25 protein-coding genes are annotated in these 25606 nt (G+C 69.6%); 12 read left to right on the top strand and 13 right to left on the bottom strand.

Annotation, left to right across the window (positions count from 1 at the left end):
• Positions 1 to 1233, top strand: coding sequence for an alginate export family protein (locus tag HRU81_09205; protein QOJ32264.1), 1233 nt, complete (start codon positions 1 to 3; stop codon positions 1231 to 1233).
• A 93-nt stretch (positions 1234 to 1326) separates the two neighbouring features.
• Here HRU81_09205 and HRU81_09210 read toward each other — a convergent pair whose 3' ends face one another.
• On the bottom strand, positions 1327 to 1728 hold the full coding sequence (locus HRU81_09210; protein QOJ32265.1) for a hypothetical protein: 402 nt from the start codon (positions 1726 to 1728) through the stop codon (positions 1327 to 1329).
• 182 nt (positions 1729 to 1910) lie between these two features.
• Here HRU81_09210 and HRU81_09215 point away from each other — a divergent pair, with 182 nt between their 5' ends.
• From HRU81_09215 to HRU81_09225, 3 genes are all read left to right on the top strand, one after another.
• On the top strand, positions 1911 to 2426 hold the full coding sequence (locus HRU81_09215) for a cytochrome b/b6 domain-containing protein (protein QOJ32266.1): 516 nt from the start codon (positions 1911 to 1913) through the stop codon (positions 2424 to 2426).
• A 137-nt stretch (positions 2427 to 2563) separates the two neighbouring features.
• Entirely contained in the window at positions 2564 to 3163 is a 600-nt protein-coding gene (locus HRU81_09220) for a TetR/AcrR family transcriptional regulator (GenBank protein ID QOJ32267.1), read from the top strand.
• Between the two features lie 2 nt (positions 3164 to 3165).
• Positions 3166 to 4104, top strand: coding sequence for a hypothetical protein (locus HRU81_09225; protein QOJ32268.1), 939 nt, complete (start codon positions 3166 to 3168; stop codon positions 4102 to 4104).
• 18 nt (positions 4105 to 4122) lie between these two features.
• Here the strand turns inward: HRU81_09225 and HRU81_09230 are convergent, their stop codons facing one another.
• The 6 genes from HRU81_09230 to HRU81_09255 are packed head-to-tail and all read right to left on the bottom strand — an operon-like array spanning position 4123 to position 10926.
• On the bottom strand, positions 4123 to 4887 hold the full coding sequence (locus tag HRU81_09230; protein QOJ32269.1) for an NAD(P)H-binding protein: 765 nt from the start codon (positions 4885 to 4887) through the stop codon (positions 4123 to 4125).
• 28 nt (positions 4888 to 4915) lie between these two features.
• Entirely contained in the window at positions 4916 to 5596 is a 681-nt protein-coding gene (locus HRU81_09235; GenBank protein ID QOJ33357.1) for an MgtC/SapB family protein, read from the bottom strand.
• The gene (locus tag HRU81_09240; protein ID QOJ32270.1) at positions 5593 to 5970 is read right to left on the bottom strand and encodes a nuclear transport factor 2 family protein; all 378 of its coding nucleotides are present in this window, start codon (positions 5968 to 5970) and stop codon (positions 5593 to 5595) included. The genes HRU81_09235 and HRU81_09240 overlap by 4 nt, the downstream gene beginning before the upstream one ends.
• Positions 5971 to 5991: 21 nt before the next feature.
• Positions 5992 to 7020: a respiratory nitrate reductase subunit beta gene (locus HRU81_09245; protein ID QOJ32271.1), complete on the bottom strand. Its 1029-nt coding sequence runs from the start codon at positions 7018 to 7020 to the stop codon at positions 5992 to 5994.
• Positions 7021 to 7039: 19 nt separating this feature from the next.
• On the bottom strand, positions 7040 to 9820 hold the full coding sequence (locus HRU81_09250) for a molybdopterin-dependent oxidoreductase (protein ID QOJ32272.1): 2781 nt from the start codon (positions 9818 to 9820) through the stop codon (positions 7040 to 7042).
• Positions 9821 to 9852: 32 nt separating this feature from the next.
• The gene (locus HRU81_09255; GenBank protein QOJ32273.1) at positions 9853 to 10926 is read right to left on the bottom strand and encodes a nitrilase; all 1074 of its coding nucleotides are present in this window, start codon (positions 10924 to 10926) and stop codon (positions 9853 to 9855) included.
• Positions 10927 to 11082: 156 nt separating this feature from the next.
• Here HRU81_09255 and HRU81_09260 point away from each other — a divergent pair, with 156 nt between their 5' ends.
• The 3 genes from HRU81_09260 to HRU81_09270 all read left to right on the top strand — a co-directional run bounded on the left by HRU81_09260 (position 11083) and on the right by HRU81_09270 (position 14501).
• Positions 11083 to 11838 (top strand): class I SAM-dependent methyltransferase, encoded by a 756-nt coding sequence (locus tag HRU81_09260; protein QOJ32274.1) that lies wholly within the window; start codon positions 11083 to 11085, stop codon positions 11836 to 11838.
• A 163-nt stretch (positions 11839 to 12001) separates the two neighbouring features.
• Complete coding sequence (locus tag HRU81_09265; protein ID QOJ32275.1) at positions 12002 to 12256, top strand: hypothetical protein; 255 nt, start codon at positions 12002 to 12004, stop codon at positions 12254 to 12256.
• A gap of 157 nt (positions 12257 to 12413) precedes the next feature.
• Positions 12414 to 14501 carry a TonB family protein gene (locus HRU81_09270; protein QOJ32276.1) on the top strand — a complete coding sequence of 696 codons (2088 nt, stop codon included), beginning with the start codon at positions 12414 to 12416 and terminating at the stop codon, positions 14499 to 14501.
• Positions 14502 to 14510: 9 nt separating this feature from the next.
• Here the strand turns inward: HRU81_09270 and HRU81_09275 are convergent, their stop codons facing one another.
• The gene (locus tag HRU81_09275; GenBank protein ID QOJ32277.1) at positions 14511 to 15308 is read right to left on the bottom strand and encodes an SDR family oxidoreductase; all 798 of its coding nucleotides are present in this window, start codon (positions 15306 to 15308) and stop codon (positions 14511 to 14513) included.
• A gap of 137 nt (positions 15309 to 15445) precedes the next feature.
• Here HRU81_09275 and HRU81_09280 point away from each other — a divergent pair, with 137 nt between their 5' ends.
• Positions 15446 to 17500, top strand: a complete 2055-nt coding sequence (locus HRU81_09280; protein ID QOJ32278.1) for a pyrroloquinoline quinone-dependent dehydrogenase — start codon at positions 15446 to 15448, stop codon at positions 17498 to 17500.
• Here the strand turns inward: HRU81_09280 and HRU81_09285 are convergent.
• Positions 17497 to 18003: an Appr-1-p processing protein gene (locus HRU81_09285; protein ID QOJ32279.1), complete on the bottom strand. Its 507-nt coding sequence runs from the start codon at positions 18001 to 18003 to the stop codon at positions 17497 to 17499. The two genes, HRU81_09280 and HRU81_09285, sit on opposite strands and share 4 nt — an antisense overlap.
• Positions 18004 to 18101: 98 nt before the next feature.
• On the opposite strand from HRU81_09285, the gene HRU81_09290 reads away from it, so the two are divergent.
• Positions 18102 to 19034, top strand: a complete 933-nt coding sequence (locus HRU81_09290; protein QOJ32280.1) for a 50S ribosomal protein L11 methyltransferase — start codon at positions 18102 to 18104, stop codon at positions 19032 to 19034.
• Here the strand turns inward: HRU81_09290 and HRU81_09295 are convergent.
• The gene (locus HRU81_09295; protein ID QOJ32281.1) at positions 19024 to 19764 is read right to left on the bottom strand and encodes a Crp/Fnr family transcriptional regulator; all 741 of its coding nucleotides are present in this window, start codon (positions 19762 to 19764) and stop codon (positions 19024 to 19026) included. The two genes, HRU81_09290 and HRU81_09295, sit on opposite strands and share 11 nt — an antisense overlap.
• 153 nt (positions 19765 to 19917) lie before the next feature.
• On the opposite strand from HRU81_09295, the gene HRU81_09300 reads away from it, so the two are divergent.
• Together HRU81_09300 and HRU81_09305 are read left to right on the top strand one after the other, a co-directional pair.
• The gene (locus HRU81_09300; GenBank protein ID QOJ32282.1) at positions 19918 to 20181 is read left to right on the top strand and encodes a DUF2934 domain-containing protein; all 264 of its coding nucleotides are present in this window, start codon (positions 19918 to 19920) and stop codon (positions 20179 to 20181) included.
• Positions 20182 to 20196: 15 nt separating this feature from the next.
• Complete coding sequence (locus HRU81_09305) at positions 20197 to 20574, top strand: PilZ domain-containing protein (protein QOJ32283.1); 378 nt, start codon at positions 20197 to 20199, stop codon at positions 20572 to 20574.
• Positions 20575 to 20605: 31 nt separating this feature from the next.
• Here HRU81_09305 and HRU81_09310 read toward each other — a convergent pair whose 3' ends face one another.
• The 3 genes from HRU81_09310 to HRU81_09320 all read right to left on the bottom strand — a co-directional run bounded on the left by HRU81_09310 (position 20606) and on the right by HRU81_09320 (position 24753).
• Positions 20606 to 22918 carry a TonB-dependent receptor gene (locus HRU81_09310; GenBank protein QOJ32284.1) on the bottom strand — a complete coding sequence of 771 codons (2313 nt, stop codon included), beginning with the start codon at positions 22916 to 22918 and terminating at the stop codon, positions 20606 to 20608.
• Between the two features lie 202 nt (positions 22919 to 23120).
• Positions 23121 to 24128 carry a FecR domain-containing protein gene (locus HRU81_09315; protein ID QOJ32285.1) on the bottom strand — a complete coding sequence of 336 codons (1008 nt, stop codon included), beginning with the start codon at positions 24126 to 24128 and terminating at the stop codon, positions 23121 to 23123.
• A gap of 4 nt (positions 24129 to 24132) precedes the next feature.
• Complete coding sequence (locus HRU81_09320) at positions 24133 to 24753, bottom strand: RNA polymerase sigma factor (GenBank protein ID QOJ32286.1); 621 nt, start codon at positions 24751 to 24753, stop codon at positions 24133 to 24135.
• Between the two features lie 205 nt (positions 24754 to 24958).
• Here HRU81_09320 and HRU81_09325 point away from each other — a divergent pair, with 205 nt between their 5' ends.
• Complete coding sequence (locus HRU81_09325; protein ID QOJ32287.1) at positions 24959 to 25606, top strand: thermostable hemolysin; 648 nt, start codon at positions 24959 to 24961, stop codon at positions 25604 to 25606.

Below are 25606 nucleotides of genomic sequence, written 5' to 3' on the forward strand. Positions count from 1 at the left end.
ATGGCGCGCGGTACCATCCGTACCCTCAGCACCCTCGCGGCCGCGATCCTCGCGGCCGCGCCGGGTGCCCGGGCCGACAGCTTCACGGAGCAGCTGGCGACCTCGGTCAGGGAAAGCACCGTCAACCTCGGCTTCCGCTATCGCTTCGAGTCGGTGGATGACGACGCCTTCAGCAAGGATGCGTCGGCCAGCACCCTGCGCACGCGCCTCACGGTGGCGCCGAAGCCCATCAGCGGCTTCGGCGTGCTGCTGGAAGTGGACGATGTCCGCGACATCGGCACCGAAGGCCAGTTCAACGACACCCGCAACGGTGTCACCACGCGGCCGACCGTCGCCGATCCCGAGGGCACCGACGTCAACCAGGCCTACCTGCGCTACACGGGCCTGGAGGGCACGGACATCATCCTCGGCCGCCAGCGCATCCAGCGCAACAACGAGCGCTTCATCAGCGGCTCCGGCTGGCGGCAGAACGAGCAGACGTTCGATGCAGCCAGCATCAGCCACCGGTTCGATGACAGGCTGACCGCGTCCTACGCCTGGATCGGCCAGGTCAACCGCATCAACGGCCCGGACGACGGCACGCCACCGGCCGACTATGACAGCAACACGCACCTGGTCGATGCCAGCTACGCCTTCGGGCAGGCGCTGACGCTGTCCGGCTACTGGTACCTGATGGATTTCAGCAACGCCGACACGTCGTCCAACCAGACCGTCGGCCTGCGCGGCACCGGCAGCTTCGCCCTCGACGGCACCTGGAAGATGCCCTGGGCCGCCGAGTTCGCCACGCAGAGCGACAATGCCGACAACCCGGTCTCCTACCACGCCAACTATTACCTGGCGGAGATCGGCATCAGCTCCGCGAAGGTGGGTGTCAAGGCGGGCTACGAGGTGCTCGACGGCGATCGCGTCGCCGGCAAGGCCTTCCGCACGCCGCTGGCGACACCGCATGCCTTCCAGGGCTGGGCGGACAAGTTCGCCACCACCCCCAACCAGGGCGTGGAGGACTTCTACGTCGCACTGACCGGCAAGGCGCTGGGTGCCGACCTGCTGCTGCGCTTCCACGACTTCCGCGCCGAGGCAGGCAGCAGCGACTGGGGCACGGAGTTCGACTTCTCCGCCAACTGGCCCCTGGCGAAGCACTACGCGGTGCTGCTGAAGGGCGCCAGCTACGACGCCGATGACTTCGCGGCGGATACCAGCAAGTACTGGCTGATGCTCAGCGCCAACTTCTGAGAGGCCGGCAGCCGCCGGCCATCGCCCGGACCGTGAGGGGCGCCATCCGCGAGGCTGGCGCCCTTTTCTTTCATGTGGCCGGCGCGGCCACCCTCACTGGCGGACCAGTTCCCGCCAGCGATTGCTGGCGTAGACGCTGTTGAACGCCCACAGCCCCGGATTCAGCGACAGCGGGATGTGGAACAGCCAGCCCCACCTGCGCCGTTGCAGCACGCCATAGCTGGCGACGCCGAACAGCAGGGCCCAGGCGAGTACCGCCAGCGACCAGCCGTCACCGACGCCGGCAAGCAGCACGGCGACGGCGCTGACGGCGAGCCCGACGGCGCCGATGACGCCGCTGTAGCCGAGGAAGTAGCCCCACTTGTAGGAAAGCGTATCCGGCAGGCGCCGATTGAGCTCGGCATCCTTGCGATGGGCGAGCCAGAGGCTTGCCAGGAACCACAGGACCAGGAAGACAAAGGGCACCACGACGCTGACTGCGATGAGACCGTTCATGGTCATCTCCTCCGCTGACGCATGGCGGAATCCTGACATGTCGGCGACTGGCCGTGGCCACTGATTGCGCCGATTGCGGCAAGTACGGATGGCGACATCACGGGCCGCCTGCGGATTCCACGTATTTTGACCATGCCCCCCCTCCGGTAAACCTAGCAGCAGACTGGACGGAAGGCAGCACCATGGCCAAGCGCACGAAAGCACAGAGCTACAAGATCGCGAAGATCCTTCACTGGATTGCCTTCGTCTTCATCGTTTTCAACCTGCTTTCAGGCTGGCGCCTGGACAACTTCGAGCGGGACATCAAGATCGTGCTGATGATGGTCCATTCCAGCGTCGGCACGACCATCTTCATCCTCATGCTGGTGCGCTGGTGGTGGCGCAAGTCGAACAGGCTCTATGAGCCGCCACGCTGGTGGAAGCGGCCGACGATGGTGTTGCAGTGGGTGTTCTACCCGCTGGTCGTGACGCAGGTGCTGATCGGCGTCGCGCAGGCTGCCTTCGTGGACATCCCGATCCTGGGCTTCGGCTTCATCCCCTATTCGTCGCTGGCCGCCGACAACCCGGCAACCAGCAAGATGTTCCTGACCATGCACCAGTGGATGGCCTGGCTGCTGATCACCCTGACGATCATCCACGGCGTCGACCGCGGGCGGACCGCGTTCATCGACGAGGCACCGGTAGCCGGGCCTGCCTGAGCAACCCGCGGAGCGCCATCACGCTGACCAGACGGGCGTTTTCCCTGGCTGGTAGCTGTGGCAGATTGCCACAGTGACGGTTCTGGGACAGAGGTGTACGATTTGATACATCACTGTCCCAGCATCGGAAGCCAGCCGTGTCCAGCAGTGCCGCCCTCCCGTCGCCCGTCACCAGCAGCAAGGTCGCCAGCCGGCAGAGCCGCACGCGCGAGCGCATCCTCGCCGAAAGCACCCGGCTGTTCCTGACGCGCGGCTACGACAGCGTCAGCGTCGATGCCATCGTCGCGGCCGCCGAGGTGGCGCGCAGCAGCTTCTACCGGTTCTTCTCCAATCGCGAGGAAGTCCTGGCCAGCATCATGCGCCCGGTATTCGAGACCGGCATCGGCATGATGGGGGAGGTCGGGCAGCGGCCACCCCGGGAGGTCATGGGTGGCATCTGCGACGTCTACCTGCGCCTCTGGTCGGCCAGCCCCGACACCCTGCGGCTGGTCACGCGGACCGGTGGTGCGTATTTCCGCCTGTTCGAAGACCTGCACCGCCGCTTCCGCGAGCAGCTGATCGATGCCATGCGGCGCGTGGAAACCGCCGGGCTGCTCCTCAATGACAGTGGCATCAATTCGGCGCGGATCATCGCCCGCACCGCGGTGCCGATACTCGAGGTCTACCGCGACCATCCACGCATCGACACCCTGTTCCACCAGGCCATGAATGGCCTGCTCATCAAACCCGAGGCATAGCCATGACCACCGCCACCCTTCCCCATGTCGGCAGCAGCTTCAAGCGCGTGTTCTACCGGCCGCCCTTCGTGGGCATGCTCGCCTTCTTCGTGGTGTTCCTCATGCAGGGACTGGGCCACACGCAGATGGTCCTCATGGAGGCCATCTTCGGCGAGCGCTACGTCTACGAGTCCGCCTTCCTCACCGGCCTCATCGGCGCCATCTGCCTGTGGTTCGCCATGCGCAGCAGGAGCGAGGTCACCGCGACCTGGCTCGGCTTCTTCGCCGGAACCTGCCTGTGGACCGGCTGGGTGGAGTTCACCTACGTGTGGTCCGCCAACATGCTCAACGTCCCGGACCTGATGGACAAGTACGCGCCCGGGCAGATCGCCACCAAGGCCGAGTACCTGGTGATGATGTCCTCGGCGGGCGTGCTGCTGGCGACGCTGTTCCCGCTGCTGATGAATCGCGAGACGAAATGCAACATGTTCGCCTGGTTCCAGCGCAACCTGCGGCTGCGCACCGGCAAGCCGAGCCACGGCTACGAGCGCAACTTCGGCTACATCACCTGCCTGGAAACCATCTACGTCATCTGGTTCTGCTACCTGGTGCTGCTCTTCATCTACGATGACAACATCCTCGGCGACCGCCATCCGGTGACCTACGCCATCTTTTTCGTCACCACCGCCTGGTCGCTGTACCTGATCAACCGCCTGCGCCAGATGTGGAAGGTCACCACCGCGATCCGCTACGCCATCCCGACGGCGATCATCGCCTACAGCGCCTACGAGATCGTCGGCCGCTGGAACCTGTTCGCCGACATCTGGGTGGAACCCGGCAAGTACTGGCTGGAACTGACGCTGTTCTTCGGCGCGCTGATCGTCGCGGCGACGGTCGCCGTGCTGACTCCGCAGCACCAGAAGGCGGCACGCGACCGCGAGAACCGCGGGCAGCCCGCCTGAGGCCGCCCGGCCCTGCCGTCAGCGCGGCGGCGGCCAGGCGAGCGAGGTGTCGCGGACGTGGTAGGTCTTGCCGAGGCAGGCGGCCTGGCCCAGGCAGGAGACCGTGAGCGCCGCGAGATCCGCGCGGGTCATCGGCCCGATCCAGCCGTCGTCCTCGGTCAGTTCGGCCTTGCCGGTCGGCGGCGTGCCATCCGGCCATAAGCGCGTGTTGCGGATGATGGTGAACGGCAGGCCGCTCTGGCGCAGCACGTCCTCGCCGACGCCCTGGTCCTGCAGCCGGTCCAGCAACCCGGGCACGCGTTCCCAGCCCGCGGAGGCAAACTTGCCGATATTGGCACCCGCGCCGACCGCACTGCTGTGGATGAACTGGCGCACTCCGGCGGCCTTCGCCGCTGCGGTGAGCGGCGGCATCAGCTTGCCGTAGAAGTGCGTATCGCCATCCTCGACGCGCACCGCGGTGATGACCGCGTCCATGTGCCGCCCCCTGAATACCGCGTCGATGTCGCCCGGGTTCATGAGATCGCCCTCGACGAAGCGGACGGCCTGGCTGTCCAGGCGCCGCCGGTCGGATCCGGGACGGGTGAACACCGTGACATGATCGCCACGGGCCACGAGTCGACGGACGATTTCGGCACCGAGCTGGCCGGTGCCGCCGAAGACCATGACATCCCGCGGCGCTTCGGCTGCCGCCGTCGCCGTGGCCGGCACGCCGGCCAGCATCGGCAGCAACGCCAGCACCAGGGGAAGCAGCAGCGCCCCGAACAGGCCGCGGTGTCGGTTCATGTGGGCGGTCCTCCTCAAACTGGGCCAGTCATTGATCGTCCATCGCCACATCCTGCACGCCAGGCAGGGCCGCGAGGTACCGGGTCACTTCGGCGATCTCCTCCGCCGAGCCCGCCCGGATCACCAGGTGCAGTTCCTGTTGCGCGGGCCCGCTGCCCGGCCGCGCCTCGACATGCTGGAACCCCATGCCGCCCTTCACCAGCGCCGCCTCGATGTCGGCCTGCGAGGTCATGCGCGCATCGATGCGCAGCACCAGCGGCTGGTATTGCTGGCGGCGGATCATCAGGCGCCGCTCCAGCGGCTTGAGCCCGACGAGGATGGCGAGGATCAGCACCGTGGTGCTCACCGCCGCGAGATAGAGCCCGCCGCCGACGGCGAGGCCGATGGCCGCCACCGCCCACAGGCTGGCCGCGGTGGTCAGGCCGCGGACGATTTCCTGCCGCAGGAGGATGGTGCCGGCGCCGAGGAAGCCGATGCCGCTCACCACCTGGGCGGCCACCCGCGAAGGGTCCAGGGTGACATTCGCCTGCCCCAGCACGCCGGCGAAGCCGTAGGCCGAGACGATCATGAACAGTGTCGAGCCGACGCACACCAGCATGTGGGTGCGCAGGCCCGCCACCCAGTGCAGGCGCTCGCGCTCGAGGCCGATCAGGCTGCCGAGCAGGGCTGCAAGCAGCAGGCGCGTGATGAGTTCGGTGGCCGGCATCAGTCTTCCCCGGCCACGCCGTGGAACACCTCGGCGGCGATGATCAGCCCGTCCTCGCCGAAGCGCAGGTTTTCCGACATCCTGCGGACCCGACCATCGACCCGCGAGACATAGATGATGGCCAGCTCACGGCTCGCCGGGTCCCACAGCACACGGTCGACGGTGAAATGCAGCGTGCCGATGCCGGCGAGCGCCGCCCTCCAGTATGCGCGGAGCGCGGGCTTGCCATGGACCGTCGCCGTGCCCGCCACCGCCAGCGCGGTCGGGCTGGTGAAGACGATGTCATCGTGGAAGTGGGCCAGTACCGCCTCGACATCGGCGCGGTTCCAGGCCGCTGCCCATTGCGCGGCGAAGGTAGCGACTTCCTCGCGCCTCATGCTGCACCCGGCCCCGCCCGGCTACACGGTTCCCGGAAACGTGCCGTCCAGGGTCGAGGCGATCTTCACCTCGGGGATGTTGAACAGGCTCTTCCAGTCCCGGGCGATGAGCAGGTCCATCAGTTCGCTGGGCTTGCCGTCCTTCTTCTTCTCCATCTCCTCGTGCAGCGTGATCAGCGCGGCATCGACGGCGGGGCCGAACAGGTAGCGCAGGTACTCCATCGGCACGCGGGGATTCTCCTCGTCGAAGCGGCCCTCGGCATCGAAGCGCGGCGGCAGGATCGGCGGGATGTAATAGACGTTGGGCTCGGTGCCGTATTCCGGGTGCAGCGGGATCGCCACCTTCCACTCGTTGACCAGCTTGTGGATCGGACCGTCGTCCTCAAGGTAGCCGACGAAGCGCAGCCGGCCCGGGCACTGGCGCGCACAGGCCGGCGCGATGCCCTGCTCCACGCGCGGGAAGCAGAAGATGCACTTCTGCGTCTTGCGCTTGATGTAGTTGAAGTAGACCTTGTCATACGGGCAGGCCTGGTTGCAGAGGCGGAAGCCCTGGCACTTGTCCTGGTCCACCAGCACGATGCCGTCCTGTTCGCGCTTGTAGATGGCGCGCACCGGGCAGGCCTCGAGGCAGGCCGGCTTGGTGCAGTGGTTGCACAGCCGCGGCAGGTAGAAGTGGTAGTTGTTGGGGAACTCGCCGGAGGAGCTGTCCTCGCTCCAGTTCGGGCCATACTCCATCGGCTCGGGGCGCTGCAGGCGCTCCTCGGTGCCCTGGAAATAGACGGCCTCGTGGTTGAGCTGCGCGGGGGTGCCGTAGTCCTTGTCGTCGTGAAGGCCGCCGTACTGGAGCACGCCGTCCTTCCAGCCGGCCTTCTTGCCGTGCTCCTCCCAGTCGCGGGGATAACCCGGGCCGGGCTTGGTCTCGACGTTGTTCCAGAGCATGTACTCCTGGCCCGGCTCGTCGGTCCACAGGCTCTTGCAGGCGGCGGTGCAGGCCTGGCAGCCGATGCACTTGTTCAGGTCGATCACCATGGCGACTTGGCGCGTGGTCATGTCGGCGTCCTCTGGGGGCTCAGGCCCGGGCCGGTGCTTCGTACCTGTCGAAGCTCACCGTCGTATCATGAAAAGTCAGGTTCGGCACGTAGTTCGGTGCGCGGTAACCGATGTGCCCGTAGCCACCGACCAGCGAGGTCGGCTTGAGCAGGCCATCGGTGGAGATCACGGCGCTGAAGTTCTGCCGGTTGCGGAACATCATCGGGTCCCAGCCGTGGTACATGAACAGCTGGCCGCGGCCGAGGCCGCCGCTGAGGTGCGCCATGGCGACGAAGGAGCCGTGGTTGTTGAAGACGCGGACCAGGTCGCCGTCCGCCACGCCCTTCTCCCTGGCGTCCTCGGCATTGACGTAGACGTCCGGCTCCCCGCGCTGCAGATGCAGCATCAGCCAGTCGTCGCGGCACCAGCTGTGGATGCCGTGGCGCGCGTGGCCCATGAGCAGACGGCCGCTGTGGCCGGGATTGGCCAGCGGTGCCTTGTGCACCGGCAGTTGCTCGCCCTCGGCGAGGAACCAGTCGTGGTCCATGTAGTACTGCTGGCGCCGGGTCAGGGTCTCGTAGGGAACCTTGTCGCGGGTGCTGGCCAGCGTCTTGTAGGAGTAGGGCGACTGCGGGCCGAACTGCGTGGAGCTGGAGTCGTTGACCCGCACGAAGCCCTTCTTCGCCAGCTCCGCGTAGCTGGTCTTCGGAATGCCGAAGGAATTGTCGAGCAGGAACTGCACGATGTCGCGGTTGTCGCGGATCCTGCCGCCCAGCGTCATCAGCTCATGCAGCTTCGTGTAGTCGTGCTCGATCGGCTGGCCGTTGAAGCTGTCCTTGATCGGCGGCAGGTTGCGGGCCTTCGCCTGGTCGCTGATGGCCGTCGCCAGACGCAGCATGGCGGTGTAGTCGTCGACCGACTCGCCGAGCGGCGGCACCGACTGGTCAAGAACCTGCAGGTAGGGCGTGCGGCCCTCCATGGTGATGTCGTGGCGCTCGTAGTGGTGGGCGATGGGCAGCACGTAGTCGGAATACATCGCGGTGACGCTCATGTCCGGCGTCATGGCGACGATGCAGTCGAGCTTCTCGAAGATGTCGTGGCGCCAGCGGGTGCCCGATGCCCGCCAGTTGGCCGGGTTGTTCCCCGCCATGATCGCCATCTTCCACGGCGTGCGCGAGTAATCGGGCAGCCAGCGGTTGTTGATGGCCTCGCGGTAGTAGCGGTCGAAGTGCTCGGCCAGCTCGCGGCTGTAGGCGCTCTCGTTCAGCGCCTTGCCGTCGCCATGGGCGTAGTCCCACACCGAGATGGCCGCCACCTTCAGGCGCGGGCCGACGCCGTCGAAGACGAACTTCAGCACGCCATCGGATTTCGACAGCTGCGTGACCTGCATGCCGCCGCCCTCGCGGCCGGTGTTGCCGGTCAGCGCGCACATCAGCAGCCAGGCGCGATGCAGCTTGTCGCCGTGCAGCCACTTGCAGGAGCGGTAGCCGGCGAAGATCATCCCGGCGCCGGACCTGGCGAACTTGCGGGCCACGAAGCGCGTCACGTCGGGATGCACGCCGCAGGTTGCCTGGGCCAGTTCCGGCGTGTAGTCGCTGTTGCACAGCAGCCGGGTCAGCTCGAACACGGTGGTGACCTCCACCCGCCGGCCGTCGGCCGTGGTGATGGTCCAGCGGCCCTCCACCGCGGGCCTGAGCGCACCCAGCTTCAGGCTGCCCGCGGGCGGGGTGCCCGGCGGACCCGGCTTCGGCACGATGCCGGTAGCCGGGGCGACGGCCGGCCCGCCCGTGGCCTCGTCCCATATATAGAAGGTGCTGGCCGCACCCTCGCCCTCCACGCCCAGGTCGCTGCCACGGAGGAACTTGCGGGTGTCGGTGCGCACCAGGAAGGGCAGGTCGGTCTGCTCGCGGACGTAATCCCAGTCGATGAGCCGCTCGGCGATGATGGTCTGCACCATGGCCATGGCGAGCGCCGTGTCGGTGCCGGGCTTCGGGCTCAGCCACTTCGAGGAGTGCATGGCCGAGCCGTTGAAGTCCGGGGTGATGGTGATCAGCTCGGTGCCGTTGTAGCGCGCTTCCCAGAAGAAATGCGCGTCGGGGATGCGGGTCACCGCCGGGTTGCACACCCAGACCAGGCAGCACTTCGACTTGAACACCGCCGCCATGCTGTCGCCCGGCAGGTCGTTGCCGAGCGTCATCCAGGCGCCGGCCGGCAGATCGCCCACGCCGGCGAAGGTCTCCGGGCAGATCATGCCGGTGATGTTGCAGAGCCTGAAGAGCGCGGCGAACGACGCCCTCTTCAGGATCATCTGCGTGCCCATGGCGAAGGTGATGGAGCCCGGGCCGGTCTCGGTGGCGTGCTGGATGAACTTCGCGGCGATCTCCGCGGTGGCCTGCTGCCAGCTGATGCGCTGCCACTTGCCCTCGCCGCGCTTGCCCACGCGCTTCATCGGATAAAGCACGCGCTGCTTGCCGTACATGTACTTGGCCTGGCGGATGCCCTTCTGGCAGCCGCGCGGGCCGTAGTCGGGGGTGTCGTCCCCGGAGCGGCCGTACTCGCCCTGCTGCTCCTCGCGCCAGACGATGCCGTTCTTGACGTAGACGTTGAAGGCGCAGTGACCGGTGCAGTTGATGCCGCGGCTGCCGCGCACCACGCGGTCCCAGGTCCACTTCTGCCGCATCAGGTCTTCCCAGCGGGCGTAGGGCCTGGCGAGCTGGGTCGGATCCTGCGCGCCCGCCGGCGCGTACTTCAGCGACAGCCCGAGGGCCATGGCGCCGCCCGAGGCGAGCACCTGCCGGCGATCGGTCAACATGGCGGTCATGCAACGTCCCCTGCGATCAGCGTTCCCGGATATTACAGCAGCCCCGCCTTGACGAGCCGCTCGATGTTCGCCTCCTGGCGGCGACGGAAGCTGTCGCGGTCCGGCGGCTCGATGACCTTGCCGTCGCGAAGCAGGAAGTTGCCCTCGTGGAAGCGGGCCTTCGCGTAGCTGTCGGCGTAGACCTGGAATGGCTGGCGCGACATGACATTCGCCATGGCGGTGCGCCGGCGCGTACGCCGCAACGCGCCGATGTCGATGACGGCGTTGGCGTTGAAGGCCTCGCCGCCCTGCGCCGCCTCGCAGAGGATGTGTCCGTTGTAGTCGATGATGGTGGACATGGCGCTGCAGGTGTGGGCGGGGATCGGGATGTCGTCGATGCTGGCGGTGTTGGCCGCCACCACGAACACCTGGTTCTCGATCGCCCGCGCGCGACGGCAGATTTCCTTGATGGTCGCCTCCGGGCTGCCCGGCTCGCTGGTCGGGTGCAGGATGACCTCGGCGCCGCGCATGGTGAGGCAGCGCGTGATCTCCGGGTAGAGGATCTCCTCCGAAGCGATGGTGCCGAGGTTGCCGATCTCGGTGCGTGCCACCGGGAAGATGCTGTCCGCGCCGTAGATGTCGAGGTACCGGTCCCAGACATCGTGCGGCGTCGGCTCGAAGCAGGAAGTCAGCCGACGGTAGCGCAGGATGACGTTGCCGTTGGGCGCGATGATGAAGCAGGTCTGGAAGTACAGCTCCGGAAACTTCGGATCGATTTCGTAGACGTTGCCGGAGAGGTAGATGTTGTTGGACTGGGCGATCCGGCCGAGCTGCTCGTACTCGGGGCCGTTCTGCTCGAGGCAGGCCCGGTCGCGCCACTCGGCCGGCGACTCCTTCAGCGGGAAGCCGGTGACCGCGTACTCCGGCAACGCCACCAGGCGCACCGGCGCCCCATAGAAGAACTTGAGGAAGCCCGCCGCGGCGCTGGCGTACTCGCCGATCCGCTGGAGGTTCTCGCCGATCCGCGCCCGCGAGGCCTCCCTGCCCTTGCAGCGATTGACACCCTTGACGGAAACCTGAAGCGCGACGGCGCTGTATTCCACCACGGCGGGGTTCTGTTCGGTCATCTTCTGGGTTTCCCTGGCTTGCAGGCCGGACTACGGCGGTGCGCAGTATATAAGAGCCCATGGTGCCGGGCGGCATGGAGCAGGCCAACCTGTCCGCGTGGCAGTTGCGCGCCCCCTGCCTTGTGCCATCCCGGGGCGCCGGGTATTTTCGCGCCCATGCCAGAGGCCGCCCGCAACCCCGCCATTCCCCGCTTCGCCATCGAGCACATGGTGCCGACCCTCAACGGCACCGGATTCATGTTCGAGGTACTGGACGGCTACGCCGAGGAATGGATCCACCATGCCGGCCGTATCGCCGACCCGGTCCTGGAGGTGGGCTGCGCCTACGGGGTGGCGACCCTCGAGGCCCTGGAGGCCGGTGCCCGGGTGGTGGCCTGCGACATGGAACCCCGGCATCTGGCGATCCTCGCCGGGAGGGCCACGCCGTCGATGCGCCAGCGCCTGACCTGCCTCGCGGCGACGCTGCCCGAAGCCGACTTCGGCAGCGAGCGTTTCGGCGCCATCCTCTGCTCCCGGGTGCTGCATTTCCTCGACGGCGCCGGCATCGACAGCGCCGTCGCCACCATGGCCCGCGCGCTCAGGCCCGGCGGCCGGCTCTACCTGGTGGCCGACACGCCCTACGGCATCTGGCGCAACTTCATCCCGGCATTCGAGGCCGCGCGGCGCGCCGGTGCGCGCTGGCCCGGCATGATGACTGGCCTGCACCACTACCTGCCGACCCCGGGCATCCACCGCTACATCGACCGGCCCGCCTTCCTCAACCTGATGGATCCGGAACTGCTGGCGCGCATCTGCGCCGAAGCCGGGCTGCGCGTGAAACGCGCCAGCTTCATCGACCGCGCCGATTTCCGCGGGCTGGGTGCGCTGGACGGCCGCGAGAACGCCGGGGTCCTCGCCATCAAGCCGGAATGATCCGCGCGCATCCGCTGCCGACATAACGACGTAAGCACGACGTCAAATGGCGGGCAACGGCGCGGTTCTTGCCAGAATGCCGTGACGCGTTTCCTCGCCGCGCACGACAACCGGCTTAGAATCAGCGGCGTTCACTGCCAACAACAAGAAAAAGAAGCACACCATGAACGAGGCACCTGGCCAGGTACTCGGTTACCTGGACTACAAGAACAAGACCCGCACGGCCGCCTGGGAAGAACGTCTCTGGCAACAGCACCTCAACGGCGCGCCGGCCGACATTCGTGCCGATGAGGATCGCCAGCGCTACGGGGATCTCCTCAGCCGCATCGAGGAATCGCGCAGCCTCGCCCGCAGGCTGCACATGCGCCGCATGGCCGGGGCCCCGCAGTTCGGGCTGCTCGCCACCCACGCTACCTGAGGCGACCGCACCGGCCGCGGGCGATGGCCGCGTGCCGTGATCCAGTTCTCAGCCCCGCCCGGGCGCCGGGCAAAGCGTGAGCACGGTCACCGGGTCGCCGCGCCTGCGGTCGCTAGACTCGACCCGATCCCGTCACGGCTGCACGCCTCCGCCCGCCATGGCCACTGCCTCGCCATACCTGCCACCACCGGTGATGCCGGACAGCTTCGCCGACGCGCTCGAGGGCGTGATCGCCGGCGTCGCCGGCCTGGAGCTGGCGCGGCGGATGCTGGCAGCCACCCTCGACCAGGAAGAAGGTGCGGCCGCGGCCCAGGACCTGCTCGACGATGCCCATGAGGCGGGCCGGCTCGGCGCCGAGGAGTACGCGGCGCTGACGGCCGACATCAACCGCTACCTCGGCGAGGACGTGCCGACGGAGTGGTCCCAGGAACTCGTCGACGAAGCCGCTCCCGGCAGCGACACCCTGAGCCCGGGCGAGACGCAGCAGGCCACCGATGTCCGCAGCGGGACCGGGCTGCAGCCTGGTGCGGTGCTCATGCAGCGCTTCGTCCTGCAGGGCCGCCTGGGCGCCACCGGCACCAGCGACGTCCTCAAGGCCATCGACCGGCAGCGCCAGCAGGCGCATGCCGGCAACCCCTGGGTGGCACTGAAGCTGGTGGTCCCCGGCACGGCGCATCACGCGCAATCGCGGCAGATGCTGCAACGTGAAGCCGCGCTCGCGCAGGCGCTGCAGCACCCGCACATCGCCCGGGTATTCGGCTTCGCCGAGGACGACCGGCACGCGCTGCTGGCGATGGAATGGCTCGATGGCGAGTCGCTGGCGGAACTGCTCACGCGCCAGCGCTATCGCCCCCTCACCCTGGCGCACACGCGGCAGATCCTCGGCGAGGTGGCCGACGCACTGCACTTCGCGCACGGCCAGGGCATCACCCATGCCGACATCAAGCCCGGCAACATCTTCATCTGCCGCGACGGCAGCGCCAGGCTGCTCGATTTCGGCGTGGCGCGCTCCAGCGCCGATCCCCCGCGGCCCGCCACGGCGCGCACCCCGGCCTATGCCAGCTGCGAGGTCCTGGAGGGCGAGCCGCCCACGCCGCAGGACGACGTCTACTCGCTGGCCTGCGTGGCCTACCGCATGCTCGCAGGTCGGCGCGTCTTCGGCCATCACGATGCCCTCGCCGCCGAGCAGGCCGGCCGCAAGCCTGCCGCGATCCGCAACCTGCCCGGGCCGCAGTGGCAGGCGCTCGCACAGGCGCTCGCCCTGCGCCGCGAGGCGCGCACGCCGGACATCGCCTCCTTCATCAGTGCATTCAGCGCCACGCCACCGGTGGCCACGGCAACCTACCGTCCTGCAGCAGCCATCTCGCCCGCCGCGGAGCCTGCACCGGCGCCCGTGGCACCGACGCCGAAGCCGCGGCGCCCACGCAGACCCGCATGGCAGGTGGCGGCTGCGATGGCGACAGTTCTGGCGGCAGCGGGGCTGATCCTGCTGTCGCGGCCAGGCGAAGCGCCACCGCCAGCGGCGCCCGCCGGTACGGCGATGCCCGCGCCGGGCCCCACGGCCATGCCCCCGCCCCTCGATGTTGCCCCGCCGGCTGCCACGCCCCCCGCAGCCGCCACGGCAGCCACGACAACGGAACCTGCCGCGACACCGCCCGCCACGGACCGCCCGGCAACGCATCGCCTCCCGCAACAGCAGGCTGAGGAAGCAGCGCCGTCGGTGCCAACGCCGCCCCCCGTCGCGCCGGCCGAGCCGATGCCGCCCGCCGCATCGCTGCTCCCGGCGCCTGCACCCGCACCGGAAGTACCGGCACCGGAAGCACCGGGCCTGGCAGGCACCGATGCGACAACGTCTGCCGCCAGCACCAGCACCGGGCCAACAGCCGCGCCAGCCCTCGTGGCAGCCGCCGAAGTCACCGCCAGCCCGCCGGCGCCGGTTCCGGCAGCCGAGGCCGGGCCACGCGAGGTTCCGCTCGGCGACCTCGAACTGCTGCGCTACGTGAAGCCGGCCGAACCGCAGCTGCTGCCCGGCTCGGTGGGCCGCGGCTGGGTCAGCCTGGCTTTCGTGGTGGGAACCGATGGCCACACGCGCGACGTGCAGGTCACGGGCTCCGAACCGGCGGGTGACTACGACGAGGTGGCGCTGCGCGCCGTGCAGCGCTGGCGCTTCGCGCCGGTGCTGGAAGACGGCCAGCCGGTGGAGCGCCGCACCCAGGTGCGCCTGCGCTTCGAGCCGGCGCCCTGAGCCGCGGCTTCAGTACCCGAGCGGCGTGAGGATGTCACGCTTCACGAACAGGCTCCTGAGGAACCGCCCGCGGATCTTGCTGCCGGTGAGCCAGCGCACGCTGGCGCCGCTCTCCCGCGCGGCCAGCATGCCCTCCACCAGGAACGGCGTGACGGTCTCCACCGTATCCGCCAGGATGTTGAGGATCCTGCGCGTCTGCTGCCAGCCCGCACCGCGCTGCTCCGGCCGCGGCAGCAACAGTTCGGTGAGCACCATGCCCGGGCTGAGGAAGCCGACCTTGACCGGCGTCTGCCTGAGTTCCGCGACCAGGGCCCGCGTGAAGTAGCGCAGCGCACACTTGGTCGCGCCATAGACCGCGAGCGTGGGACGCACCTCGCCGCTGCTGCCGAAGCCCTCCATGTTCCAGATCCAGCCGCCCTGCTGCTGGACCATGCGAGCCACGCAGACCCGGCTGCAGTTCATCAGGCCCAGCACGTTGGTCATGACGGTGGCACGGAAATCCTCCGGTGCCAGCGTGAGGAACGGCGCCTTGCTGCCATCACGTCCCGCGTTGTTGACCCAGATGTCGACGCGGCCGTGCGCGGCCGCCGCCGCATCCCACAAGGCCTCAACCTGCGCGTACTCGGCGACGTCGCAGGGATGTCCGGCGACCCTCGCCTGCGGGAACTCGCCGGTGAGCCGGGCGACGGCGGCATCCACGGCCTCGCGGCCCCGGCTCGATACCGTCACGGCGTGGCCGCGCCGGAGGAACTCCCGTGCCATGCCGAGGCCGATGCCCCGGGTGCTGCCGGTGATGACGATGTTCATGCCGCGCTTCCCCTGTCGCCTGCGGTTGCTCCCGCACCGGCTGCACGGTGCCGCCCGCGCGACGGGTCGTCAAGTCATGGCACACGGGGGCGGCCCACGGCTAAGATCCGCGCATCCCAGCCACGCAGATGCCCGCCATGCCCGAGCGCGCCGTCGTCGCCCCCGGCCCGACCGCCTGCCTGTGCCTGCTGCTGGCACTGGCCGGCATGACGGCGTGGGGCGCGCAGTGGCCGCAGGTCGGAGGCGAAGGCGCCCGCAAGTTCACGCCGCTCACGCAGATCAACGCCGGCAACGTCGACCAGCTGGTGGTCGCCTGGGATTACCACACCGGCGAGATCCAGCGGCGCGGTGATTTCGTCAACGAGTCGGCCAAGGTCGAGCTCAATCCGATCCTGCTGCCACCCGAGGCGGGCGGCCACCTGCTGATCTGCACGCCGTTCAGCCGTGTGGTCGCGCTCGACCCCGCCACCGGCAGCGAGCGCTGGGTGTTCGAGCCCAACATCCGCATCGGCGGCTACGCCACGGCGGGCGATCCGCAGGGGCTGGCGAGCCCGGCCTTCGCCAACTGCCGCGGCGTCGCCTACTGGGCCGACCGGGCGGCCGATCCGGCCGCGGCCTGCAGCCAGCGCGTGCTGCTGGCGACACACGATCTCCGGCTCATGGCGATCGATGCCAGGACGGGCCGGCTCTGCCCGGGCTTCGGCGACAAGGGCATCGTCAACATCGAACCGCTGGTGCTCGCCTCGCGGCCGGCCGCGGCAATCGGCGAGGTGAAATTCCCCGGCCCGCCACTGGTGGTGAACGACGTGGTGGTGGTGGGCAGCACGGTGCGCGACTTCAATCGCGCCGACGCGCCCGCCGGCACCGTGCGCGCCTTCGATGCCCGCAGCGGCGCGGCGCGCTGGAGCTTCGATCCCGTACCGCGCAGTGCCGCCGATCCCGCCCATGCGGGCTGGACGGCGGAGTCCGCGGCCAGCACCGGCGGTGCCAACGTCTGGGGCATGATGAGCGCAGACGAGGCGCGTGACCTGGTGTTCATGCCCACCTCGGGGCCATCACCCGACTACTACGGCGGCACGCGGCCGGGCGACAACCGCTACGCCGACTCCATCGTCGCCCTGCGCGGCGCCACCGGCGAGCTGGTCTGGCATTTCCAGACCATCCACCACGACGTCTGGGACTACGACAACAGCGCGCAGCCGGCCCTGGTGGACCTCACCCGCGACGGCCGCCCCTTCCCGGCGGTCGTGCAGGCGACCAAGACCGGCATGCTCTACATCTTCCACCGCGAGACCGGCGAGCCCTTCTTCCCCATCGAGGAACGGCCGGTCCCGCAGGGCGGCGTGCCGGGCGAACGGCTGTCGCCGACGCAGCCGTTCCCGGTGAAGCCGCCGCCGCTGGTGCCGCAGGATTTCGACGATGCGGACTTCTGGGGCATCACGCCCTGGGAGCGCAACCGGTGCATGGAGTATTTCAAGGGCGCGCGCCGCGGGCCGATCTTCACCCCGCCCTCGCTGGAGGGCACGATCATCGTGCCCTCGACGGCCGGGGGCGTGAACTGGGGCGGCGTGGCCATCGACCCGCTGTCGAAGCTGCTGGTGGTCAACGTGCTGCGCATGGCCCACTACGCGCAGCTGATCCCGCTGGACCAGCTGCGGCAGCCGGCCGGCGGCAGCATCGCCGACAACATGATGGGCGCGCCGGGCGAACTGCGGGGCACACCCTACGCGTTGCGGCAGATGGCGCTCATCGCCCCGCCCGCCTCGCTCTGCACCGCGCCGCCCTACGCGCAGCTCGTCGGCGTCGATCTCGAGCAGGGCAGCATCGTCTGGAAAACGACGCTCGGCACCTGGGACCACAGCCTGCCGCCGCCCATGGCCGGCGCGCCCTTCTCGCTGCCCCTGCCCCTGCAATGGGGCACGCCCACCTTCGGCGGACCGCTCATCACCGCCGGCGGGCTCGCCTTTATCGGCGCCACCGGTGATGAGCGCTTCCGCGCCTTCGACACGCGGAGCGGCCGCGAGCTGTGGAGTGCCCGCCTGCCCACCGGCGCCTTCTCGATGCCGATGTCCTACGAAGTGGACGGCCGCCAGTTCGTGGTGGTGGCCGCGGGTGGCCATGCCTTCGTCTACCCGAAGCCCGGCGACCTGATTCGCGCCTACGCGCTACCCGCCTCCGCCGCGAAACACTAGCGCGCGCTGTCGGCAGGCAGGTTCTCGCGGGCACGGACGCCCTTGCGATAGATGGTGTAAACAATCACCGGGATGTCGAGGACACCGAGCGTCTCGTGAATATGCGGCTCGACGTCACTCCATTGCAGCCCGCCGACGCCGGTGGCAAGCCGCGGCAGCGCAAGGCTGGCAAAGCGCTCGCGGATCGCCAGCTCGCGCAGGTTGCGCAAGGCATGGCTGACGTAGGACACCGTGGCCTTGCCGGGCTTCTCGCCGCGGCCATAGGCGCCTTCCTGCGTGAACAGGCATACGATGCGCCGGCCACCCGGTCCCGCCCATGTCCAGAGCGACCCCGGCCGGGCGTGGGTGGTCTTGCAGTAGTGGCGAAAGTCCTTGTAGAGCGCCGGCCACTGCTCGCGCAGGGCCAGGGCCAGGCCCTGGTGGAAATCGTCGTTCGGCGCCACGCCATGGGCAATGACCTGGGCACCGCTGAGCAGGATGTCTCCTGAAACCTGGGAAATCATGTCGACCTCATCCGTTGAGTCGGCGCGGGCGGCAGAATAGCACGGCCTGCTGCGGTGGCGGCGGCAGCTCGTGCTACAGTCGCCGCGGAATCCACACCATGATCATCGAGTTCCACAGGAAGATGCTGGCGGACCAGGTGCGTTCGGCGGCCTTCGAGGCCGCGCTGCGCCGGGTCATCACGCCCGGCCAGAGCACGGTGGCCGACATCGGCGCCGGCACCGGCCTGCTCGGCTTCATGGCACAACGGCTGGGTGCCCGCGAAGTGCACCTCGTCGAGCAGGGCGAAGTCATCGGCCTCGCGGCGCAGCTGGCCGATGCCAACGCCATCCCCGGGCTGCACTTCTGGCAGGCGCATTCCGCGGACATCCTCGAGCCGCCGCAGGTGGACGTGGTGGTCGCGGAGATCCTCGGCAACCTCGCGCTGGAGGAGAACGCGCTGGAAACGCTGGCCGATGCCCGGCGCTTCCTCAGGGACGGCGGCACCCTGGTTCCGGTGCGCATCGAGCAGTTCGTCGCGCCGGTTGGCAACGCCGCGTTTCGCGAGGAACTCTGCAGCTGGGACCGCGTGCCGCTCGGCCTCGATTTCAGCGCGGCACGCAGGCTGTCATTCGACAACGTCTACGTGCGGCGCATCGTCCCGGCCGACCTGCTGGCCGGCGACTGCGCACGCCGCTGGGACGCGCTCGATTTCGCCAGCGTCACCGACGGCCGGCGGCACGGCAGCGCCCGCTGGACGCTGCCCGCGGCCGTCCGCATCCACGGCTTCGCGCTGTGGTGGGACTGCGAGCTGGTGGCCGGCGTGCGTCTCGGCACCAGCCCATTCGGCCCACCGACCCACTGGGACCAGGTCTACGCACCGGTGGCCGAAGCGCTGGATTGCGCGGCGGGTGACGAGCTGGCCATCGACATCGGCATGGAGACCGGCGGCGGCGAGGCCGGCATCGGCCTGCGCTGGGAAGTCACGCAGCGGCGCGCCGGGCAGGTGATCGCCAGCCACGAGCATGACATCGGCCGCGGCTTCATCGGCTGAGCCGGTCCTGGATGCGCCGCGCCAGCGGCGCGAAGTCGATGGCATCCGAGATCTGCGCCAGGGCGCGCAGCCGGCCGGCATCCAGCACCCGCCAGTGCTTCTGCGAGCGTCGCACCAGGCCCTCGCGATCGAGCCGTTGCAGCATGCGGCTCACGTGCACATAGCTCAACCCTGCCGCATCGGCGATGACATCCTGGCCCGCGGGCAGCTCGAAGCCGTTGCTGTCGGCCAGCTTCACCACCCGCAGCCGCGCCCAGAGTTCCCAGAGCAGGTAGGCCACCCGCTCAAAGGCGCTCATGCGCCCGACGGCCACGAGGTGTGCGCGGATGATGGCTTCTTCATGGGCTTCCGCCCACCAGAACGCGGCACCGATGCGCGGAAACCGCGTCACCAGGTCGAGGACCTCCTCGGCCTTCACCAGCGAATAGCTCATGTCGGTCAGCGCCTGCATGGAATGCCCGGCGCGGGGCGTGACGAACACCGCCGGGTCGCAGAGGTCGCCCGGCAGGTCGAAATTGATGACCTGGCGGCGGCCATCGCTCAGGGTGCGATGGCGAAAGGCCCAGCCCTGGTGGATCAGCAGCGCCGCGGTGACCCGCCCGCCCGGCTCGAGCAGCATCTGGCCGGCCACGCAGTGGCGGCGCTTGCCGCCGAGCGCGTCGAGCGCCGCGATGTCGGCCGGGGCCAGATCCACCACGCTCGCGAGTTTCGATACCAGCGGCGTCGCCATGGCGCGCACTCTCCGGTGGCTGAAGCGCACGGCCCGGCAGTCACCGGCCGCAGGATCACTTGTCGGCATTTATTAACATAAGTTAAGGCGTGCCGCGACGATGGCCGACAAGATGACAGCTCGGGTTCGGTTTCTGTCGCGGAGGAACTTGCCATGATCCAGGAAGGCCAGGCAGTGGTGGCGCCGCCCGAGCGGCTGGTCGGTGCGCGCAAGGACGTGTCGGTCAAGCGCACGGTGCTGGCGGGCACGAAGAAGCAGGCGATGGCGGGCGAGGACCGCCACCGGCTGATCGCCGAGGCCGCTTACTTCCGTGCCGAACAACGCGGCTTCGTGCCCGGCTGCGAGCTCGAGGACTGGCTGGCGGCGGAGCTGGAGATCTGCGCGCTGCTCGATGCCGACGACGACGCCCGGGCCTGAGCCGTGGACCGCCGCATGGAACACCGCTGCGGCAACCGCCACCCGCTGCGCACGCTCGTGGTGCTGTACGCGGCAGGCGGCGCCCCGGTCCGCGGCCACACGCGCGAGGTCAGCATCAGCGGCATGTTCGTCGACGTGGCGTCGGCGCATTTCGTCACCAACAGCGTCATCGACATCGAGCTCACGGTCGCCGGCACCTCGGGGCTGCGCAGCTACCGCTGGCAGGCCATGGTGGTGCGCCGCACCGGCGAAGGCGTCGGACTGATGTTCGACCGCCTGCGGCCACCCGCGGTGGGCCGGCTGATCGCCAACGCCGAAATGGACGACGCCGAGCTGCTGCCACGCATCGTGCCCCTGCGCACCCCGGCCGGCCGGCTGGCCTCGCCGCACTGAGCAGGCCCGGCGGCACCCGGCAGCCGCGCGCTCAGAACCGCCAGGCCACGCCGAGGTTCGGGATCAGGCGCGGCCAGTAATCGACGTCGCGATCCAGCGTCACAGCGGATCCGCTGCCCTGGACCTCGTAGCTGGTGCAGCAGGGATTGCGCCGGGCCAGTGCGTTGGTCAGTTCGAAGAACGCCTCCAGCGTGCTGGCCGGCAGCGCGAAGCGGCGCAGCACGCGGAAGTCGACGCTGTTGTAGTGGCTGAAGCGCACCGCATTGCGCGGGCCGACGTCGGCGATGGCGAGGCCGGTGTCCGGATCGGTGGCGAGGCCCAGCGTGGTGGTGGGCCAGCCGGTGTGGTAGCTGTCGGTCACGGTGAACTCCCAGTGCCGGCCGGCATAGCGCAACCCCGCATTGACGCTGTGGCGCTGGTCCCAGCTGCGCGGCACCTCGCGGCCATCGATGTCGTCGGTGACCCGCGACCAGGCGTAGCCCAGCCACCAGGACCAGGGCCCGTCGCCGCGCCCGCGCAGCAGGGCCTCCACGCCACGCGCCCGGCTCGCCTCGGGCGCCACCCGCACACGGTCGGGCTGCAGCTCCGGCAACAGCTGCAGCGGATCGAACAGGTTCTCGAAATGCGGGCTGACGTGATCGTAGTCCTTGGTGTAGGCCTCGATGCGCAGGTCCAGCCCGTCGGCCAGCGCCTGCTCGAGGCTGACGATCAGCTGATCCGCCCGCTGCGGCTCGTGGAAGGTTTCCACGCCATCCTCGACCTGCAGCTCGTTGACCGCCTGGGACTGCCAGAACCGGCCCCAGGCCAGGCGCAGGCGGCTGCGCGGCGAGAGGTCGTACAGCAGGTTGATGCGCGGGGAGAATTCCTCGGGTCCGCCCGCATCGTCGTAGGTCTGGTCATCCCAGCGCAGGCCGGCTTCGGCGCTCAGCCGCCCGGTCAGCCGCAGGCGGCCGGTGGCATAGAGCGCGGCCTGGTGGCCTTCGGGCGAGGGCCGCAGATCGCGCGCCACGCTGCTGCCGGCATCGCCCGGGAAGGGCCAGCCGGGCAGGTAGCTCACCTCGCTGCGGTAGCGGTACTTGCCGTGGGATTCGCGGTACTCGGCACCGAAGCGGCTGTAGAGACGGTCACCGTGGTGCTCGACATCGAGGCGGGCCATCACCACGTCGAGGTCGCGGTCGTCCTCCAGCCAGCCGAGCTGCTGGCCGGGCTGGTCCAGCGTGCCGGAGCGGCGGCTCTCGATATGGGTGAGCGCCAGCAGCAGCCGGCTCGACAGCGCATCGGCCCAGTCCTGCTGCCAGCCGGTCCAGACATACTGGTTCTGGTACCTGGCCGAGGTCCGCTCGCTGTGATCCGAGGTGTTGCCGCTGATTTCGTCGCTGGATGACAGCAGGCCGGCGAGCAGCGTGGTGCCGGGGGCGACAGCGTAGCTCACCCGGCCGAGCAGGTCGTGATACTCGACGCTGCCGACATCGCCTTCGGCGAAATCGGCGAGCAGCCCCAGGTTGCTGCGCCGGGCCGAGGCCAGCCACTGGCCGCGCCCGTCGTCGAAGCGGCCCGCGCTCAGCCCGTTCAGGTGGAACAGCGACAGGCCCAGCACGGTGTAGCGGTCCTGCGGCGGCGTCAGCGGCGTGATGTCGATGACGCCGCTCATGCGGTCGCCGTGGTTGACGGTGAAGCCGCCGGAGGAGACATCGATGGCGCCGATGGCCTCGGCATCGAACACGCTCACCGGCGCCAGGAAGTTCTTCAGGTGGAAGGGCTCGTTCAACGGCAGGCCGTCGAACACCATCAGCACCTCGTCGTATTCGCCACCGCGCAGGTGCGTCTGCGCCGAGAGCCCCGAGGAAGCCGAGCCGGGCAGCCGCTGCACGGCGCGCAGCGGCTCGTCGGCCAGCTTCGGCAGGGCCTGCAGGTCCGCCTGGCTGAGGAACACATGCGGATCGGCCTCGCTGCCCGCCAGGGCGTAGCGGCTGGTGGTGACGACGATCTCCGACAGCGCGGGCACCGCCGCGGCCGGCTCAGCCGCGGGTGGAGCCGCCGAGGCGCCCGCTGCCACGCCCGGCCCGCGGGTCACCGCCCAGGCGCCGGCACCGACATCGACCAGCACCAGGCCATGCGCCGCGAGCACCTCGCGCGCCGCGGCGATGCCGCCGCCGGCGGGCTCCGCCAGCACCCGCAGCTGCGGCGTCACCAGCTCGCTGCTGAAGATGATGTTGAGGCCCTGCGCCTGGAACTCGCGCAGCACGTCCTGCAACGGCCGTCCGGCCAGCGGCGCGCCCAGCGCCAGCGAAACCCACAGCAGCGTCGCCGCCAGCAGGGCGGTGCGGGCGCGCCCCGCAGCCACGCAAGAAGGAATCCCCATGTCCCTGCCGGTTCCCGGCCCAGCGCCAGTCGCTGCGGCGCAAGTCTAGCCGAGTTCCTGCAGCGGACCGCAGCGTGCAGAAAAAAGGGCGGCGATCCAGGGGGAGAAGATTGCCGCCCACAATATCGGGCGAAGGTGGAGCCACACCGTCAGGCTGCTCCGGGGATCGGGGAGTCGCCGCCGGTCAATCGCCCGAATTCGAACGCACGTGCAGCTGGCCCGGCACCTCGCTGTACTGCAGCCCCGTGGTCACCAGCACCGCCGCCAGCGCCTGCTCGGGGCTGAGGCCCTGCACCGAGCCGTGCAGCACCACCTCGCGCGCCGCCTGCTCGGCGGCCGGGGAATCGAACACCAGGTCGCGGCCGGTCTCGCGGCTCACCCAGCCGAGGAACTCGATCAGCGGCCGGTCCTGGATGTCGTACAGCGGCGCCACCGCGTGCACCCAGGCCCAGTCGGCACCCGAGCGCGACACGGGCTCGCGGCTCACCGTGCCATCCGCGCCGAGCGAGACCTGCTCGCCCGCCACGCCCTGCAGCACGCGGTCGCCGGAGAGGAGCCGTACCTGGCCCTCGCGCACCCGCAGTCGCAGGCCCTGGTCGGAAACACGCGTCTCGTACTGCGTGCCGAGGTGCTCGACGCTGCCGAAACGGGTGGCGACCACCAGCCGGGACGCTGCCGTGCCCGGCGGCCCGGAATCCAGGTAGAGCGCGCCGTGCCGGAGCTCGACACGATCGGCGGCGACGATGGCGAGTTCGCTGTGCTGGTCCAGGCGCAGGCTGGCGCCGCCGAGTTCCAGCGCCAGGCGGCCACCGGCGCCGGTGCGCAGGTCGCTGCCGGCCCGCAGGGGCTGTCCCGCACGGGCACCGACCCGCGTGGCGAGCCAGCCGGCCGCGGTGAAACCGGCCGGGCCTTCGACGCGCGCCACGGTCGCCAGCACCGGACCCGAGGGCAGCAGGCGCGGCACCACCACCAGCACGGCGAGGCCCGCCACTGCCGCTGCAGCCGCCAGCGTCCAGCGCTGGCGCCGGCGGCGCGCGCGCTGCGCGACGACGGCTCGCCACTCGACCTCCACCACGCTGCGCACCGCCTCGCGCAGGCGCGCGTCGGGCTGCGGCCGGGCACCGGCCTGGCGCACCAGGCCGCCCAGGCTGCTGTCGTCGGCTTCGCGATCGATGTGCCGTCGCTCACTCATGGGTTCATCCTCCGGGATTCTCGCCGGCGATGATCTCCGCTGCCCGCGCGGCGCCGAAGACCTGCTCGATGGCGTCGCGGAATGCCACCCGGGCCCGCGCCAGCAGCGATTGCGCCGCCGTGGTGCCCACGCCCATGCGGGCGCCGATCTCCTCCACCGACAGGCCCTCGACGTACTTCCACTCCAGCGCATCGCCGTAGCGCGCCGGCAGCCGGTCCAGCACCGCGCGCACCAGCGCGGCGGTCTGCCCCCGGCCGTAGTGCTGCTCGGGCCGCTCCTCGTCCGGGGCCTGGATGGCATCGAGCGCCGCCTGCACCGCCGGGCTGTCGTCGATCAGCACCACGCGCTCGGTGTGGCGGCGGTTCTCCCGCAGGTAATCGGCGATCTGGTGGCGGCAAATCTGGCAGATCCAGGTAAACAAGGCAGCTTCCCCGCGAAAGGTATCGAGCCTGCGCATCACCTTGCACAGGGTGGCCTGCACCACTTCCTGGGCAACGTCCGCATTGCCGTTGAGCCGCGGCAGGGCGAAGCGGTACAAGCGGGCGAAATACTCGTTGAAGAACTCACTGAAGGCCCGCTCGTCGCCAGCCAGCATGCGACGCAGCAGTTGCTGTTCATCCTGCAAGTCGTGCTCCACTCGCCGTCCTGCTGTCATGGGTTTAGACGATGGCACCGCGGCGGATCAACCGCCGCACAGGTGCTCCGGCGGCATCATTACATAGTCCGGCGCGACGGTTGCGCGGGGCCGATTGATCACTCTGGCTGTGGACGTCAAAAGCCCGAAGGATCGCAATGCCGGCGCCAGCACCGCTCTGGCATCGAAGGGATTCATGCTGGACTTTCAAGACGTTGCCGAACCCCCGCCCGCCCCGGAGCCGATCTGGGCCCTGCGGAGCGCCCTCCCTCCCTCTCCGGGCGCCTTCCTCTCCGGACCACAGGCTGCCGACCGCGCCGAACTGGAAGCCTTCGTCGGCGCCGCCTTTCGCCGGCAGCACGGGGCCACGGTGCGCGCCTACCTGCCGGTGCTGGTCGGCCTGCGCGATGCCGCCGGCGGGCTGGCCGGCGTGGCCGGCTACCGGCCCGGCGCCGAAGGACCGCTGTATCTCGAGCAGTACCTGGCCTGGCCGGTCGAGGACATCATCGCCAGCCGGTTCGGCGCCGGCGCCATTGCCCGGACGGCGATCGCCGAGATCGGCAACTTCGCCTGCCGCGACTGCGCCACCGCCGCGACCATGGTGGGCGTGCTGGCCAAACTGCTGCGCGAGCGGCGCCACGACTGGGTGGTGTTCACGGCCACCCGCACGGTGCGCGGCATCATGCACCACATGGGCCTGCGCCTGACCGAGCTCGCACTGGCGCAGCGCAGCCAGCTCGTCGCCGCCGACGACTGGGGCCGCTATTACGACAAGGACCCGCGCGTGATGCTCGGTTACGTGCCCTCATGGGACCCGGCGATCGGGCGTACCGGCCGCAGCTGA

It is taken from the genome of Gammaproteobacteria bacterium (assembly GCA_015709695.1).
GTDB lineage: Bacteria > Pseudomonadota > Gammaproteobacteria > Steroidobacterales.